This window comes from Gardnerella swidsinskii, assembly GCF_003397705.1.
GTDB classification, from domain to species: Bacteria; Actinomycetota; Actinomycetes; order Actinomycetales; family Bifidobacteriaceae; genus Bifidobacterium; species Bifidobacterium swidsinskii.
In genome coordinates this window covers 20,949-36,946 of record NZ_QJVB01000004.1, presented here as the reverse complement: position 1 = coordinate 36,946, position 15,998 = coordinate 20,949, and the positions used below count along the sequence as shown (strand labels likewise).

General features: G+C 45.6%; 11 protein-coding genes and 1 tRNA gene. 1 reads left to right on the top strand and 11 read right to left on the bottom strand.

What is annotated here, in order from left to right:
- Positions 1-17 precede the first annotated feature (17 nt).
- From D0T18_RS05690 to D0T18_RS05640, 11 genes are all read right to left on the bottom strand, one after another.
- Positions 18-1,859 (bottom strand): SpaH/EbpB family LPXTG-anchored major pilin, encoded by a 1,842-nt coding sequence (locus tag D0T18_RS05690; RefSeq protein ID WP_116440657.1) that lies wholly within the window; start codon positions 1,857-1,859, stop codon positions 18-20.
- Positions 1,860-2,104: 245 nt separating this feature from the next.
- On the bottom strand, positions 2,105-4,414 hold the full coding sequence (locus tag D0T18_RS05685) for a hypothetical protein (RefSeq protein ID WP_116440656.1): 2,310 nt from the start codon (positions 4,412-4,414) through the stop codon (positions 2,105-2,107).
- 394 nt (positions 4,415-4,808) lie between these two features.
- Complete coding sequence (gene nusG, locus D0T18_RS05680) at positions 4,809-5,705, bottom strand: transcription termination/antitermination protein NusG (RefSeq protein ID WP_102703259.1); 897 nt, start codon at positions 5,703-5,705, stop codon at positions 4,809-4,811.
- Positions 5,706-5,746: 41 nt separating this feature from the next.
- Complete coding sequence (gene secE / locus D0T18_RS05675) at positions 5,747-5,974, bottom strand: preprotein translocase subunit SecE (protein WP_004106254.1); 228 nt, start codon at positions 5,972-5,974, stop codon at positions 5,747-5,749.
- A gap of 36 nt (positions 5,975-6,010) precedes the next feature.
- Positions 6,011-6,086, bottom strand: a tRNA-Trp gene (locus tag D0T18_RS05670).
- Positions 6,087-6,244: 158 nt separating this feature from the next.
- Positions 6,245-7,483, bottom strand: a complete 1,239-nt coding sequence (locus D0T18_RS05665; protein ID WP_102703260.1) for a pyridoxal phosphate-dependent aminotransferase — start codon at positions 7,481-7,483, stop codon at positions 6,245-6,247.
- 102 nt (positions 7,484-7,585) lie between these two features.
- Positions 7,586-8,731 (bottom strand): glutamate 5-kinase, encoded by a 1,146-nt coding sequence (proB, locus tag D0T18_RS05660; protein ID WP_004109151.1) that lies wholly within the window; start codon positions 8,729-8,731, stop codon positions 7,586-7,588.
- Positions 8,732-8,756: 25 nt separating this feature from the next.
- The gene (gene obgE / locus D0T18_RS05655; RefSeq protein WP_116440655.1) at positions 8,757-10,439 is read right to left on the bottom strand and encodes a GTPase ObgE; all 1,683 of its coding nucleotides are present in this window, start codon (positions 10,437-10,439) and stop codon (positions 8,757-8,759) included.
- Positions 10,440-10,574: 135 nt separating this feature from the next.
- Positions 10,575-10,826, bottom strand: coding sequence for a 50S ribosomal protein L27 (gene rpmA / locus D0T18_RS05650; RefSeq protein ID WP_004106248.1), 252 nt, complete (start codon positions 10,824-10,826; stop codon positions 10,575-10,577).
- A gap of 33 nt (positions 10,827-10,859) precedes the next feature.
- Complete coding sequence (gene rplU / locus D0T18_RS05645) at positions 10,860-11,168, bottom strand: 50S ribosomal protein L21 (RefSeq protein ID WP_004111933.1); 309 nt, start codon at positions 11,166-11,168, stop codon at positions 10,860-10,862.
- 186 nt (positions 11,169-11,354) lie between these two features.
- A complete protein-coding gene (locus D0T18_RS05640) occupies positions 11,355-14,645 on the bottom strand; it encodes an Rne/Rng family ribonuclease (RefSeq protein WP_116440654.1) in 3,291 nt (1,096 codons plus the stop codon).
- Between the two features lie 393 nt (positions 14,646-15,038).
- Here D0T18_RS05640 and D0T18_RS05635 point away from each other — a divergent pair, with 393 nt between their 5' ends.
- Positions 15,039-15,980, top strand: a complete 942-nt coding sequence (locus tag D0T18_RS05635; RefSeq protein ID WP_103013894.1) for an AEC family transporter — start codon at positions 15,039-15,041, stop codon at positions 15,978-15,980.
- The last annotated feature ends 18 nt before the right edge of the window (positions 15,981-15,998 follow it).

The following is a 15,998-nucleotide window of genomic DNA, read 5'->3' as shown; positions in this document are numbered from 1 at the left end:
CAGCTTTAGAAAGCGGATCAGGCGTTCTGCTGCTGTTCCTCTTCTTTGCGATTGCGCATGTAGAGGAACACGCTTGCTGCAATCAAGCCTATGCCAGCAAGCGCAAACAGAATCACGCCAGCAGCACCAGTTGCAGGAAGATTGAACCAGAACTTGTTACCGCCTTTTTCACCATGCAATGGAATGTTAGGGAATTCCAAAGTATCAGGATTATCGTTGGTAGTTGTATCCTTAACAGTTATTTCCTTAACCACAGGAGACAAAGCAAATCCTTCAGGAGCCTTAACCTCAACAACATACAGCGTTGAACCAGCTTCAGCCTTGTAAGGATTAGAGAATTTACCGCCTTCAACAGTAGTTTCATCAAATGCAGAAGCGGCCTTGCAAGGACTATCTTCCGCATCTACTGCTGTATTTTCCTTAAGAGACTTGGTGCACAAATCTGCTTTATTTTTGTCGGTAAATATCTTGAATTCAGCACCAGAAAGCTTTTTACTCTCATCTTCAGAATTGTACTTATCAACCTGCAAATAACCAAACTTGACTGTAGGCTTACTGCCATCAACATTAGGAATTATAGGATTCGGTGCAGTAGTACCCTCATCATGAGCTGGGAAGAAGCCAGACTTATTAGTAATAGTCTTATCTGTAGTAGAATCCTTGAAGGCTTTACTTATGTCAAACGCAAGCTCAACCTCAACTTGAGGAGCCTCAGATCCAGCAGCAACGTTATTCAACTTAGAAGCAATTTTCTTCAAACCTGCTTCAGTGAACTTCACAAGAATGCGAGTGTGACCAGCAGCAAGACCTTTAGTATCTCCAGCTGTAGTAATCTCAGCATTATCAGAATTAGCCATTGCAGTAACGGTGTAGTCGTTGTTCTCACCCTTAGTAAAGGTAGAATCACTACCTGTACCGAACTTTACAGACTGCACAGCAGCATCAAGTCCCTGATTATTAGGTTCTGTAAACGCTGAGGTTGGAGCATCATCGAATACCGCGTAATCCTTAAGATTCTTCTCAGTCAAATCCTTGTCAATCTTAGTCTTGTTCACCTTCGCGGTAATTGTGTAGTAAATTTTATCTTTTACACCAGCAAAAATGTGAGATTTATCAACATTCTTCTTAATTGCAGAAGAAAGATCAATATTCTTTGGCTTAACTACAGGATTATACTCATACACAGTTGTGGTCTTGCCATTATCAGTCTTCTGTTCAATCAAAGGCAAAGTCATGTAGAAACTACTAAAATCGTAAGCACCATAACCATCAGGAACCTTCTCAACAATCTTATACAAACCAACAGCAAGATTATTAAGTGTAGACTTACCATCCTTGTCTGTAGCAGTCATATTGTGCACATCAGTTCCAGTTCCAAGAGTTACAACTCCAGCTTCTTCCGGATGAGCATTTAACTTAGAAACAATACCAGCAATCTTCTGCCAAGAAACATACTCCGCAAGATTCAAAGTAACATCATTAGTTCCTTCCTTAATGGATGCAACTTTAGTTACAGTGAAACTAACATCTTTAAGAGGTTCAAAACCAGCAGGGCAAGATGTATCTTGCGTTTTGCCTATCTCATTAGATGCGGACGCATTAGCAGTACTAGACGAAGCAACGGTAGTAGTAGTTGTAGAGACATCCTTTTTCTTGCACTTAACAATAGTTAAACTACCGGTTGTCGGAGCTTCACTCTCCCATGGAGCCTTAGGACCCATTTTAACAGAAGGTTGTGGAACACCCGGCTTACTAGCCCACGCAACTCCAGCCACAGTTACAGCGCCGGCGACGCACAGCGTGCCAGCCATCGCAAGCGACGCAACCGCCGCCACGAATTTATTAGTGAACTTTTTCATGTTCACTCCTTTCGTATGCCGTTTTACGGCAAGTAGAGAATTAGTTTGCATTGATAATGCTCTTGACGAGTAGAGTTTTAAAATTTTTGGCATTTACCTTGTGTTATCACGCTCCCGAATCCCGAAAGACTGCGCAATAAAACAATACGCAATAAAACAATGCGCGAAACAGGAAGGCTTGATGCGCAAATGCGTACGTAGTCGCCTTATGCGAAGCACGGCGAGTAAATGCATATACAACTGCTTCATACGTGATTGCATAAGCCTCGCCGCCTTCCAAAAATTAATTTGCGAGCGCACTCACTTTGACTTACCACGAAGCCAGCCGCCAGCAGATTTACCAACAGAGCAGAAAGAATACCAAACTGCAAATTCCAACTCTGACCGCCCGTATTCGGCAAAGTAAAATTACTCGCCAAGTGAATATTGAACGTAAAAGCAGCAAACTCCTTCTTTTCTTTAAAAGCAGTAGGAGTTGCAGAAGTTAGCGCAGATTTTATTGAATCAGGAGTTAAGGTACCTGTTAAAGCATCAAACTTATTTAGAGCTTCAGGCTTCAGCGCGTATACAACACAACTGTAATCGCCAACCTTAGTCGGCTTTATGCTCACTTCCATAGAAGCTTGAGACGCAATCTTATCCGCAGTACATTCGTTATCGCCTTTTCCTGCTTTATTGCATCTAGTTTGATCCTTATCCCCAGGCACACTCAACCCAAGCTCGTCAAGATTTCTGCTCCAAGTATTGTATTCAAGAGACTTATTCTTCTTCTCGCCCTTCGAGCACAGCACGCGCAACGTAATCTTATTCGTGCTATCCGCCGCAGAAGTAGCATCAACAAACGGCTTAAGACTCATGCCGAGTATCGCAGAAATATTGTTATTGCTGCTAGACAATGCCGCCGGCAACGAACCATCGCTGGTTTTAAACGGATACACTTTCAGCGTAAGATCATTATCACTAATTTTTGGCTTTGGCTTATCTCCAAACTGGATTATTACAGTCTTATAATCCCAGTCAACGCCTTTCGCAATAGATATTTTATTGTCCCACTTATCTTCAACAATGTTTCGTTCTGGATTATCGAACAATAACTTCATATCTGTATTAGTTTTGACTCTTTTGCCAAACTCTTCTGCCAATTTAAACGATTGTGGCTTTTTATGAGTTGATAAGTCTTGTTTTAAGTCAACATCCTTAATAGCAAACACTTTGCACTCAAAAGTGCCAGCCTCTTTAGGCGTGCCACTAATCCAGCTTTGAGAGCGCTCAGTATAATCATCATTCTCATACACAGCAGAATTCTCTGCATTTTTATCAGGTCGATTCTGATTTTCCATATGCTTGAACTGCTGCGTACTAAAGCTCAAACCATTAACTCTGTCTAACTCATAACTATCAGCATTATCACCACTACCCTCTTTATGGCAAATCATATGGTGATAAATAAAACCAAGCTTATCTTTCGATTTCGATTCAATAAAAAGCTTATTAATAGAATCGTAAGTATCTTTCTTATCAGTACTGTCAGTAGTACTGCCGTCAGCACCTCCGCTAGGAGCTGAACCTTTAGACTTTGGTTTTATAATAATTTTATTACCACTTACCGCAACACCATCCTGCGCATTCCCAAAATCGTATAAGCTAAGCGACAAATCACCGGGCTGAGCCTTAGGTAAATCCTTTTCATCAAGTTTCTCGCTAATGCTCTTAGGTCTGGATTTAGAACCATCTGGATAATGTATTACAAACTTAAACTTATACGTCTTAGCTGCCATCCATTTGCTTACAAAAAAACGTATAGAACCATCGCTATTAGATACACTATACGTAGATTTAACAGTATAACTGCCACTATTATCCTTGAAAAAAGCATACTTTACAGAATCATCACTTTTAACATACTTTTCCAACCCAAGCCAAACGCCATCAGGTAATGTTTGCTGCACTTTACCTGCAACTTTTATTGTTGGAGTAAGAATCTGAGGAACCCTATTATAAGGCTCACTATCAGTACCTTTAATAATTAACTCCTTACTATAAGTAATGCTGTAGCATCTTTCAGGAGTATTATAGTTTTTCTTACCCTTGCAAGCTGGAGGAAGCTGCGTCTCTTCATTAGGGCTTCTGTCAGTGCCGTTAACAGCTTCCGCAGAATCAATGTCTTTCTTTTTAACGCTTTTCTTTACAGCAGTCTCAGCTAACTTAGCCTTATCAACACCATTGTTACTATCAGACTTCTGCCGCTTTTCAACATACTGCGATTCCTTATTATCTTTATTTAAAGTACTTGAAGTATCAGTATTTTTCTTATTAGGCTCAGTATTACTAGATCCATTTTGAGGTTGCTTCTCCCCCTCAGACTTAGTAGAACCAGCCTTCGCACCCTCAGCCTTCTCAGTAGAAGTAGCACTTTCGCCAGCACTCAACGCATAAGTTGGAGCAATCACAAAAGTAGCAAGCAATATTGCAATCGCCACAAAAAAAGCAAATAACGAACGGCGAATTGAGCGCACTAGTCGAAGGAAACGGCTAAATATATGCGAATTAAACATATACACCTACCTTCTAATTCGCCCTCTTATATCATAATGTCGTTATTACAACGGCACTGAAAAACTCGAATTCTCGCTAAAATTCTCTGCTAAAAACGCTCTTCCCAAACACTCAGCACTATACCCCCCCCCCCACGCCTATTTGCAAGCCAAACTAAATATTTGGAAATATTTATTATTTACATTGATAAAAGCACTGTAATTGCAAGAAAATTTAGGATTATTTCCCCATTTTATGGCGTGTCGTAGTAAATAAGCGAACTAACTAAAACGAAAAACCAAGCAAAACCAAAAAAACTAAACTAAACAAAAACTAAACAAAAAACCGGAGTGCAATACGCACCCCGGTTTGTAAAATCTACAAAAGCTAGCTACAAAAGCCTAGGCTTTCAGCTCAAACAATCGGCTCCACTTGGTTGAATCCAAGCTCCACAGGAGTTTCACGTCCAAAGATGGAAACCAACACCGTAAGCTTCTGAGTTGTAGGCTCCACATCCGAAACCACAGCTGCCATCGTTGAGAATGGACCGTCGGTAACTGTTACCTGATCGCCAACCTTGTAAGCAACCTCAACCTTACGCTTACGTGCTGCAGCCGGCTTATCGCCAGCATTCTTCAAAGCTTCAGAAGCAATCATCGGAGCCATCATTGACACAACTTCTTTGCGGCTCAATGGTGCAGGCTCTCTAGAAGGACCAACGAAACCAGTCACGCCCTCAGTCTCGCGCACAATACGGCGAGCGTTCTCATCCGGCCACATGCGAATCAACACATAGCCTGGCACACGCACGCGAGTAATAACCTTCTTACCCTTTTCCGTATGCTTCTCGACTTCTTCCATAGGAACTTCAATCTGGAAAATCTTATCTTCCAAACCAAAGTTCTGCACGCGGGATTCAACGTTAGTTTTTACGCGCTTTTCGTAACCAGAATACGTGTGAAGAACGTACCACTTGCCTTCCAAAGTGCGAAGTTTCTTAGAAAACTCTGCTACAGCGATTGCGCCGGCATCAGTTGGGTCGGCTTCGTTCGCATCGTCAGCATCAGTAGTTTCATCAGCATCGCTAGTTTCGCCAGTTTCGTTAGAAGCATCAGCAACACTGTCAGCAGCAGCGCCATCAGCTACATCAGCTGCAACATCAGCAGATTCCTCATCCACATCAGCTTCAACGGACTCGCTAGAAGCAGCAACTTCATTATTCACAGCTGATTCGTTTGCTTCGTCAGCATCATGAGAAGCAAAAGCCTCATCAGCTTCACTCGCTTCTTCGAAATTGAATTCATCAGTCATCTTGCATACACCTTCAAAATTTCAACTCAGCCAATTTCAACTCAGCCGAACAGCCACATTACGGACTTACCCAAACCGAAGTCCATGCAGGTGACGAAAGCCATCAAAAACACAACAAATATGAAAACTGCAGACGACCAAGCAAACAACTCTTTGCCATGAGGTGCAATAACCTTGCGCGTCTCGTCAATAGTTTGCTTAACGAACATGCCAATACGCACGAACAAGTTATGCTTTACTGCTTTCTTAGTACTGCGTGCCTGCGCCATGCTTGAATCCTTCGTGTAAAAACTTGAACAAAAAACTGGCAGGGACGGCGGGACTCGAACCCACAACCTACGGTTTTGGAGACCGTTGCGCTACCAATTGCGCCACATCCCTAAGGTGAACTTGCTCATCATACCCCAAAAGGAACGAAATAGCAAACCGCCAGATAGACATACTATCTCATGGGCATGATTTCGTTATATCGTCGCACAAAAAGCGAGTGTCGCATTGTGCAACGGCAAGCAAGTTCTTATTTTGCAATACATACTTGCTTAAGCTTCAACCCACTTCTTCATGCGACGCATGCCCTCAGCAAGCTGGTCGTCAGCAAGAGCGCAAGAGAATCGCAAATAGCCAGGAGCACCAAAAGCTTCTCCCGGAACCGCAGCAACATGCGCTTCGTCAAGCAACATTTCAGCAAATCGAGAAGAAGTATGCGGCAGTTCGCGCTTCTCGCCAAGCGGACGCTCAAGCAACGCCTCAATGTTAGCAAACGCATAAAAAGCGCCGTGAGGAAGAGGGCAAGTAACGCCGTCAATATTGTTCAACGCTTCCACAATTGCTTTGCGTCTAGCATCAAAAGCCTCACGCATAGTGGCGACCACATCCAGCGAACCGCCGACTGCAGCAATTGCTGCGCGCTGTGAAATATTAGAAACATTAGAAGTCATATGGCTTTGAAGCTTAATTGCAGCTTTAGCAACATCTTCCGGCGCCACCATCCAGCCAACACGCCAGCCAGGCATTGCGTAAGTTTTAGCAACACCATTCAAAATCAGCAGCTGCTCGCGAATTTCCGGCACCTCGACGCCAATATACGAAGTCGAAATGCCGTCGTAATGCAAGTGCTCGTAAATCTCATCAGAAATAACCCAAATATGGTGTTTTACAGCCCACTCGCCGATTGCGCGAATAGTTTGCGCGCTCCAAATAGCACCTGTAGGATTCGAAGGCGAAGTTACGATAATTGCGCGCGTGCGTGAAGTGCGAGCGGACTCAACTGTCTCAACATCTGGCTCAAAACCGCGATCTGCACCTGCCAAAACCGGCACAGGCACGCCGCCTGCAAGCTTTACTGCTTCCGGATAACTCGTCCAATACGGAGCTGGAATAATAACTTCGTCGCCATCATTTAAAAGAATTTGGCAAGCTTCGTACACAGCTTGCTTTCCGCCGTTTGTAACTACGACTTGATTTGAGGAAACTTCGTATCCGGAATCTCGCTGCACTTTACGAGCAATTGCTTCTCTAAGCTCAGATAAACCTGCAGTAGCAGTATAACGATAGTTGCGCGGATCTTTACACGCTTGTGTTGCAGCATCAACAATGTAAGAAGGAGTAGGAAAATCTGGCTCTCCTGCACCAAAGCTTACGACGTCAATTCCGTCAGCTTTCATAGCTTTTGCCTTGCCGTCTACTGCCAAAGTTGCGCTCGGAGCGACTCGGTTAATACGCTCGCTTAATACGCGCCAATTTTCTGAGGATGAAGTTTCTGCAATATTCTCTGCCATGATTTACAGTGTAACCTTAAGCCGCGAAACGGGCGAAACAAGCGAAACTGTCGAAAACACCAAACCAACCGATGAAATCGACAAAACACAAGCCGCTAGCAATTACACAAGCACGAGATTATCGCGATGAACCACCGGATGCGCATACTGACGGCCGAGTGATTCTTCAAGCTCATCGCTCGTACGCCCCATAATCTCCGGAATTTCCTCCGCATCAAAAGCCACTAAACCCTTAGCCAAATGGTTACCCTGCTCATCGTCAATCCACACAGGATCCGTCGCCGAAAACTCGCCGCGCACACCAACAATACCAGCCGCAAGAAGGCTCGCACGTCCGCCGCGCACAGCTTTAGCAGCACCAGAATCAACCACCAAAGTTCCGTGCGGATTAGACGCAAACCCAATCCAAAGTCGCCTAGAAGAATCGCGCGTATGCACCGGCGCAAACACAGTGCCAACAGCATCTCCAGCCAGTGCCGGACCAGCATTTCCAGCGCAAGTAAGCACGGTTGGAATACCCGAAACTGCCGCCACATGCGCGGCTTCCAGCTTCGTCACCATACCCCCAGTACCTACACCCGAAACGCTTGCGCCAACTTTCACTTCTTCTAAAGCACGCGTCACATCTGGCACAAAGCTCACTCGTTTTGCGCCAGGTTCGCTAGGCGGCGCAGTATAAAGCGAATCCACATCTGTAAGCAGCACAAGCGCTTCTGCACGCACAATATTCGCAACTAATGCTGCAAGTCTGTCGTTGTCACCGAATCGAATTTCGTTGCTAGAAAGCGCATCATTTTCGTTTACGATTGGAATTACGCCAAGTTCAAGAAGCCGCAGCATTGTGCGCTGAGCGTTACGGTAGCGAGACGGCGAAATAGTAACGTCCGCAGTAAGAAGCATTTGCCCGACTCTGAAACCAAATTGCGAAAATGCTGCTTCGTATTGAGCCATAAGCAATCCTTGACCAACTGAAGCTGTTGCCTGCTGAGTTGGCACATCTTTAGGACGCTCATTAAAGCCGAGCAAACCAAATCCAGCTGCAATTGCACCAGAAGACACAAGCACAATGCGAGCACCTTGCATTTGCGCGTGACTTATTGCAGTCACAAGAGCGCGCAACTTTTGCACATCCAGCTGCCCAGACGCGCTCGTAAGTGAGCTTGAGCCAACTTTTACAACGATTGTGCGCGCCTCACGAATTGAACACCGAACCCCATCTTCGGTAAGCTCAATTTCTGGATTATTCATAAGATTCCCCTTGACCTTGATTTTTCTAGTTTTTCTGCTCTTCTCCACGACCAAACAAACTATTTTCATCATGGCGATCGTCATCCACAGAAGGATCCGCCCAGTGACCCGACTTTCGCTCAGCCATCATCGCGTCTCGAACTGCGCTCTTTGCATCCATCATGCTGTGATAATCTCGTCTACGCTCAGCATTCGTGCGCCTTGCTCCGCGAGGATCGTTCGCTTCGATTCGCAAATCCTTGCCACGCGCACCCAAGTTAGCGCCGTCCAATCCTTCTGCACCGGCAGCGATACTTGGATCCCAGTCGAAGCAAACCATATGATTCCTAGTGCCAATACGAATTTCGTCTCCTGGACGCGCGCCCTTCTTGCGCAATTCATCCTCAACGCCAAGCTTTGCCAAGCGATCCGCCAAATAACCAACGGCTTCGTCGTTGTCGAAATTCGTTTGTATAACCCAGCGCTCAGGTTTTGCGCCAGTAACAGTGAACCAAAAATCACCATTCCTGTCTTCCTCGCGCTTAATTTCAAAGTCTGCACTATTTCCACGTCCATCATCGCGGCGACGACGCAAAGCTGAAGTCTGCTGCTCAAGAGGCTGAATGACAACACGCTCTTCTTCACGCGCTGCTTCCTCGGCAGCGAGCTTCTCGCGCATCTTTTCAACCAATCGTCCAAGCGCAAAACCGAGCTCTTTCAAGCCTTCGTGAGACGCGGTAGAAATCTCAAATACAGTCAATCCCATTTTTTCAAATTCACCGCGTACAAAATCAGCCAATTCTTTAGCTTCAGGCACATCGACTTTATTTAGCACAATAATGCGCGGACGCTCTGGAATTGGGATTGCACCCAACGGAAGCTCAAGCTTATCAGCGTATTGCGCAAGCTCATGCTCAAGAGCGTGGTAATCGCTAATTGGATCGCGATTTGGCTCCAGCGTTGCGCAATCGATTACATGCGCAATAATTTCTGTGCGCTCAATATGACGCAAAAACTCAAGACCTAAGCCTTTTCCTTCGGAAGCTCCTGGAATTAAGCCTGGAACGTCTGCAATTGTGTAGCGATAGTTGCCGAAGCTTACAACACCTAGGTTTGGCACCAAAGTAGTAAACGGATAGTCAGCAATTTTCGGCTTAGCTGCACTAATTGAAGCAACTAAGCTTGATTTTCCTGCAGAAGGGAATCCAACTAAAGCTACGTCTGCGATAGACTTGAGTTCCAAAATTACATCGCGTTCTTCGCCAGGCTCGCCTAAAAGCGCGAATCCTGGGGCACGACGAGTTTTGTTTGCGAGTGCTGCGTTGCCAAGACCGCCGGCACCCCCCTGCGCCACAACGAATTTGTCTCCAACATGTTGCAAATCCGCCAAAACTTCGCCAGGTCGCTTTTGAGAGCCTGCGGCACCGCGTGCTGTAAAAACAACAGTTCCAACAGGCACCGGAAGCACTAAGTCTGCACCTTTTGAACCGTCTTTAGTGTCACCTAAGCCCATCGTACCGTTTTCTGCAGTACGGTGAGGCATGAAGCGGTAGTCAAGTAAGCTGTTTGCGTTACGATCAGCTACAAAAATAACGGAACCACCGTCACCGCCATTACCGCCATTTGGACCTGCTAATGGCTTGTACTTTTCGCGACGAACTCCGGCAGATCCGTTTCCACCATCTCCGCCTTTTACATGCACTGTTACTCGGTCTACAAAATCACTCATACTGCTACCTTACTCGAAGATAAACACTTAAATTCTCGGGAACATGCGAGAACAAAAAAGCCGCACCGAACGGGGGTGCGGCTTAAACGTTTTATTGTCGACTTATTGTCGAATCTGTTTAGGCTTAGCTAAGATTCAGGCGGTAACAACGTCAACAACCTTGCGGTCGCGACGAATACCGAACTTCACATTGCCGTCCACCAAAGCGTACAGCGTGTGATCCTTGCCCAAAGCAACGTTCTGACCTGCGTGGAACTTAGTGCCGCGCTGACGAACGATAATGTTGCCAGCCACTACAGCTTCACCGCCAAACTTCTTAACACCAAGATATTGCGCTTGTGAGTCGCGACCGTTGCGCGAGCTAGACGCACCCTTCTTATGTGCCATCTCACTGTCCTTTCAGGTTTATAACACCGTCAATCAGGCGATGGCCGTGATCTTGACGAGAGTCAACTTCTGACGATGACCCTTGCGACGAGCCACACCAGTCTTGTTCTTATACTTCATAATGCTAATCTTTGGACCTTTGGCTTCGTCGTTCAAGACTTCTGCCTTCACCGTGATCTTAGCAAGATCCTTGGCACTCAAGGTTACCTTAGCACCGTCAACAACGAGCGCGACCGGGAATTCCACGGTATCGCCCTTCTTTGCATCGAGACGGTTCACGAGAATGGCGTCGCCAACCTCGACCTTCTCTTGATGGCCACCGGCCTTCACAATCGCGTACATAATTCGTTCCTTAGCTCAATTGAAAGCTTACTTTTGCCTTGCGCACAGCAAAACACGCGCGGCAAGACACCGACTATCAAAAATACACCTACCCATGTACTAACGTCAAGTCGCTAGATTCATGAGTCAATGCAGACAATATTCAATATTGTACTCAAGGCATATACTTAGTCACTATTCAGAGGCTCAATCATCACTTTCTGTAGTTTCTTGCATAATTTCCTGCGTATTATCTTGCGCAGTTTCCTGCATAGTTTCTTGCGTAGGTTGCTCCGCAGTATACTCAGCAATCTCTTGCGTAGTATCCTCTAAATTATTTTCAACTAAGTCTTCAGAAGTTTTATCCACTTCACTAGTTTCCGCGGTTTCGCCAGCATCCGCAACTTCGCTAGTTTCATCCGCCTTAGAAGATACAGACTCTTCATCAGAATTCAAAAAATTGCTATACTGCGTTTCTTCTTCAGATTTATGAGCTGCGTCAGTAATTACAGACGCGGCAGCTATACGCGCTAACTTAGCTCTCACTTCCGCACTAGAACCCTGCTGCTTAACAGGCGCAGGCTGTTCCGTTGCGCTTCCGTGACCATACTTGTTTGTTTTAACAAAAGGATCTCCGCCCTTAAGCGCGTAAGGATCTGCATATTCCGAAGAAACAGTAGGCTCATCGTGCAAAATAAACCCACGTCCCTTGCACGTTGGACACTCTTCAGAGAACGCTTCAACTAAGCCTTGACCAACGCGTTTACGCGTCATTTGCACAAGACCAAGAGACGTAACTTCAGCAACTTGATGCTTCGTGCGATCCCTAGCCAAGCATTCCAAAAGCCTACGCAAAACTAAATCGCGGTTCGCTGGCATAACCATATCGACATAATCGATCATGACCATGCCACCAATATCGCGCAAACGAAGCTGGCGCGCAATCTCTTCAGAAGCCTCCAAATTACAACGAGTAACCGTTTCTTCCAAAGACTTACCACGCCCAATAAATCGTCCAGTATTCACATCGATCGTAGTCATTGCTTCCGTACGGTCAATCACGATAGAGCCACCAGCCGGCAAATAAACCTGACGCTCCATACCCTTACGAAGTTGACTATCAATCTGCCACTTATCGAAAACGTCCTTGCCTTCATGCTCAGCAGGATCCCAATATTCAACCTTGCTGCGCAAATCTGGAGCCATCATCTCAAGATATTCATCAATTCGCTGACGCACTCCCTCGCCTTCAACAATAAGCTTTTGGAAGTCATCGTTGAAAATATCGCGCACGACACGAATTGCCACATCAGGCTCACCCTGTAACAGCTTAGGGCGCTTTCCATGCAAGTATTCTTCGCGCTTAGCTTCAATGCGCTCCCACTGCTTAACAAGCGAATCTAAATCTTTTTCAATCGACTCCTCGCTTGCGCCGTCAGCAGCAGTACGAATAATAACGCCCATATCTTTTGGTGCAATCTTCGACACAATAGCACGCAAACGCGAGCGCTCTCGATCCGAAAGCTTGCGACTCACACCGGTCATGCCGCCAGATGGCACAAGCACTAAGAAACGCCCTGCAAGAGTTACTTGCGAAGTCAATCGAGCACCCTTATGCCCAATTGGATCCTTAGTAACCTGCACAAGCACAGGATCACCAGACTTAAACGCAAGCTCAATCCTACGAGGCTGACCTTCAAGACGAGCCATATCCCAATTAACTTCGCCTGCATAAAGCACGCCATTCCTGGCTTGACCAATATCTACGAATGCCGCTTCCATGCTTGGAAGCACGTTTTGAATGCGCCCAAGATAAATATTTCCAACAGTAGCAACTTCTTGAATATCAGAAACATAATGTTCTACAAGAATATTGTCTTCAATAACGGAAATTTGCGTGTGGCGATCGCGCTCACGAACAACCATTAATCGTTCAACATTTTCGCGACGAGCAAGGAAATCTTGCTCCATAAGAAGGTTCTGACGGCTACGCTCACGTCTATTATCTCTACGTCGTTGGCGCTTTGCCTCAAGTCGCGTAGAGCCTTCAATATCCGTAATTTCGTCTATATACTGCTGCTTGCGCGAGCGGCGAGAAGTTAAGTCATCCTCGTTCGCATTAGTGTAGTCGGATGACTCTTCCTGAGAAGACGCGGAATTTGCGTCATCGGAGGATTTAGAACGGCGGCGACGACGGCGACGCGTATAAAGAGTTTCTTCCTCATCTTGCTCACGAAGTTCTTCTGGATCTGGAATTAAATCGCGATCTTCTTGAGAAACTTCATCTATTCTTGCGCGTTTTGTGCGAGAATTCGCGTCATCGTCAATATCATTAGAAATATCGATGTCAAAATCGCGGCTTTCGTTGCGACTTTCGTTGCGATCAGCGCGAGAGCTACGACGGCGACGACGGCGACGCGTAATCATTATTTCATCGTCATCGTTGCCATTATTCGCATTATAATCGTCGTTTATACCTCTGTTATCGCCTTCGTCACTGCTATTGCGGCTATCTCTGTTATCTCTGATATTGCTACCATCTCTGCTGCCTACTGCACCATTTTCATTTCGAGCGTCATCATCATTAGAGATGTTATTCGACATATTGCGACGATTAGAACGCCTATTTGAAGCATTTTCCGCAGATAAAATATCGCTAATATCAAGAGTTTCATCGATGCGCGTATCAATGGGAGCATAAACAATATTGTCGTATGCAAGATCCTCTTCAATTTGCTCAACTTCAGCTGCAGCACGTCGCTCAACAGCATTCAATCTGCGAGAACGGCGAGAACGCTGGCTTTTGCGAGTTTTTTCATCGCGATCATCTTGCGAATCCTGAAAATTCTTAGCGTACCCAGAATCTTGAGAATACATAGAATGACTTGTTTCACGCGATGTTTCACGACTATTCCCTCTGCCACTATCACGCTTTATTTCGCTTGAATTCTCACGTCTTTCAGAACGTGACTTGCGTTCGCTACTATCACGGCTATCATGACTATCGCGACTATCGCGACTATCACGGCTATCGCGGCCGTTGCGGCTGTTGCGCCTTCCGCGAGAAATATCACGTAAATCATCACGCAAATCATCATTCAAGACATCACGCGAGTTGTCACGCAAGTCATTACGAGAACTGCTGCTTTCTTCACTACGATTGTTCACTACCTTAGGAAGAACTGGCTCCTGGAATAGGAGCGAAGTTATCGGGCGCGATTTAACAACATGCGGCTCAGAATCCTTCGTACTAGAATCCTCAACTTTTAGTTCCATTGCTTCTCCAGCCGCACCGGCACCACGAGTAACTCGTCGACCGCGACGGCGACGCGTAACGCCAGAGCTTTGCTGCAAAGTATCGCCGGCAGCTATATTACTTTTCGCAAAATCTGTAGATTGCATTATTCCGGACATTTCCGCAGAAGTAGCGGTTTTAGACACAGTTCTACTATTTTCAGCTTCAAATTCATTGAAGCGTTCTCTTATTATTCTGGGCACTATGCTCCTCACGAGACGCTGCATCGTCTCGCATCCCTGGCTTTAAGTTGAGCACGCACGTGCGCGAGCCACCCCAAAGCTCTTTACAAAGTCTAGCTGCGCGACAGCGGACGCCAGCCTCGGAAAACGCTCACGAGGGGATCGACGCCATCGATTGCCTGGCGGCTTGCAGTGCCACCGCTCTCTAGTATGCCATATTGCCGAGTCAAATATATGACTCGTTGAATATTAAAATTTGCATCGCTGTTTTAAGCCAATTAGCAGTTACTAAAAATTCCAATAATTTCAAACTCATCCATAACGCACATAAAAGTTGCGTATCTCTCCTATAGTTACAACATAGGTTCGCACGCATGCAATTTGCGTGCAATTAACGAATTTTGGAGGCAAGAAATGGGCTTAATCAGCGCAATGCAAGGCTTTTGCGTAATTGGCATTGTTATTGCTGCAGGCTACGTTACTGCTCGCATGCACGTTGGCGGTTCACAGGCTCAAATGGTCCTAAATCGCGTAAGTTTTTTCGTTTCCAGCCCTTGCTTAATGTTTGCAATACTTTCTAAAGAGCCTATTTTTGAGATTTTTCACTCTTCGATTTTTGTTGCATTCTTTTCTGCAATGATTGTTGGAGTTGCGTTCGTGCTGCTTAATCGCTTTTGCTTCCATCTTCCTGCAGCCGACTGCACTATAGGTGCTCTCAATTCTCTTTATTTAAATTCAAACAATATTGGCTTGCCGGTTGCGACTTATATTTTGGGAAATCCTGCGCTTGTTGCTCCGATTTTAGTTATGCAACAGGCTGTATTTACTCCTGTTGGTTTGACGGTTCTCGACATTACAACTACTGGAAAATGTTCGCTTAAACGCATCGCTCAGCAGCCTTTAAAACAGCCACTTTTAATTGGTTCGCTTGGTGGAATTATTATTTCTGCAATTTCCGCAAAAGTTGGCTACTTCCCTGTTCCTAATTTTCTTTACGATCCAATTAAGATGATTGGCGATTCTGCAGTTCCAATGATTTTAATGGCTTTTGGAATGTCGCTTTACGGAAGCAAACCTTTACGAAAAGATTCCAATCGCGCTGCTATTGCCACTGTTGCTGTGCTAAAAAATCTTATTATGCCTGCAATTGCATTTTTGCTAGCTTATTTTGTTATGGGTTTTCGCGGGGCAACTTTGTACGCGTGCGTTGTGCTGGCTGCGCTTCCAACCGGTCAAAACGTTTACAATTATGCTGCGCGCTACAACGTCGGCTTAAGTTTTGCGCGCGACGGCATACTGTTTTCTACTGTCACTAGCCCAATTTGCATAGCAGTAATCGCCGCTATTTTGGGGTGATTAATCCGCGCGCAATCG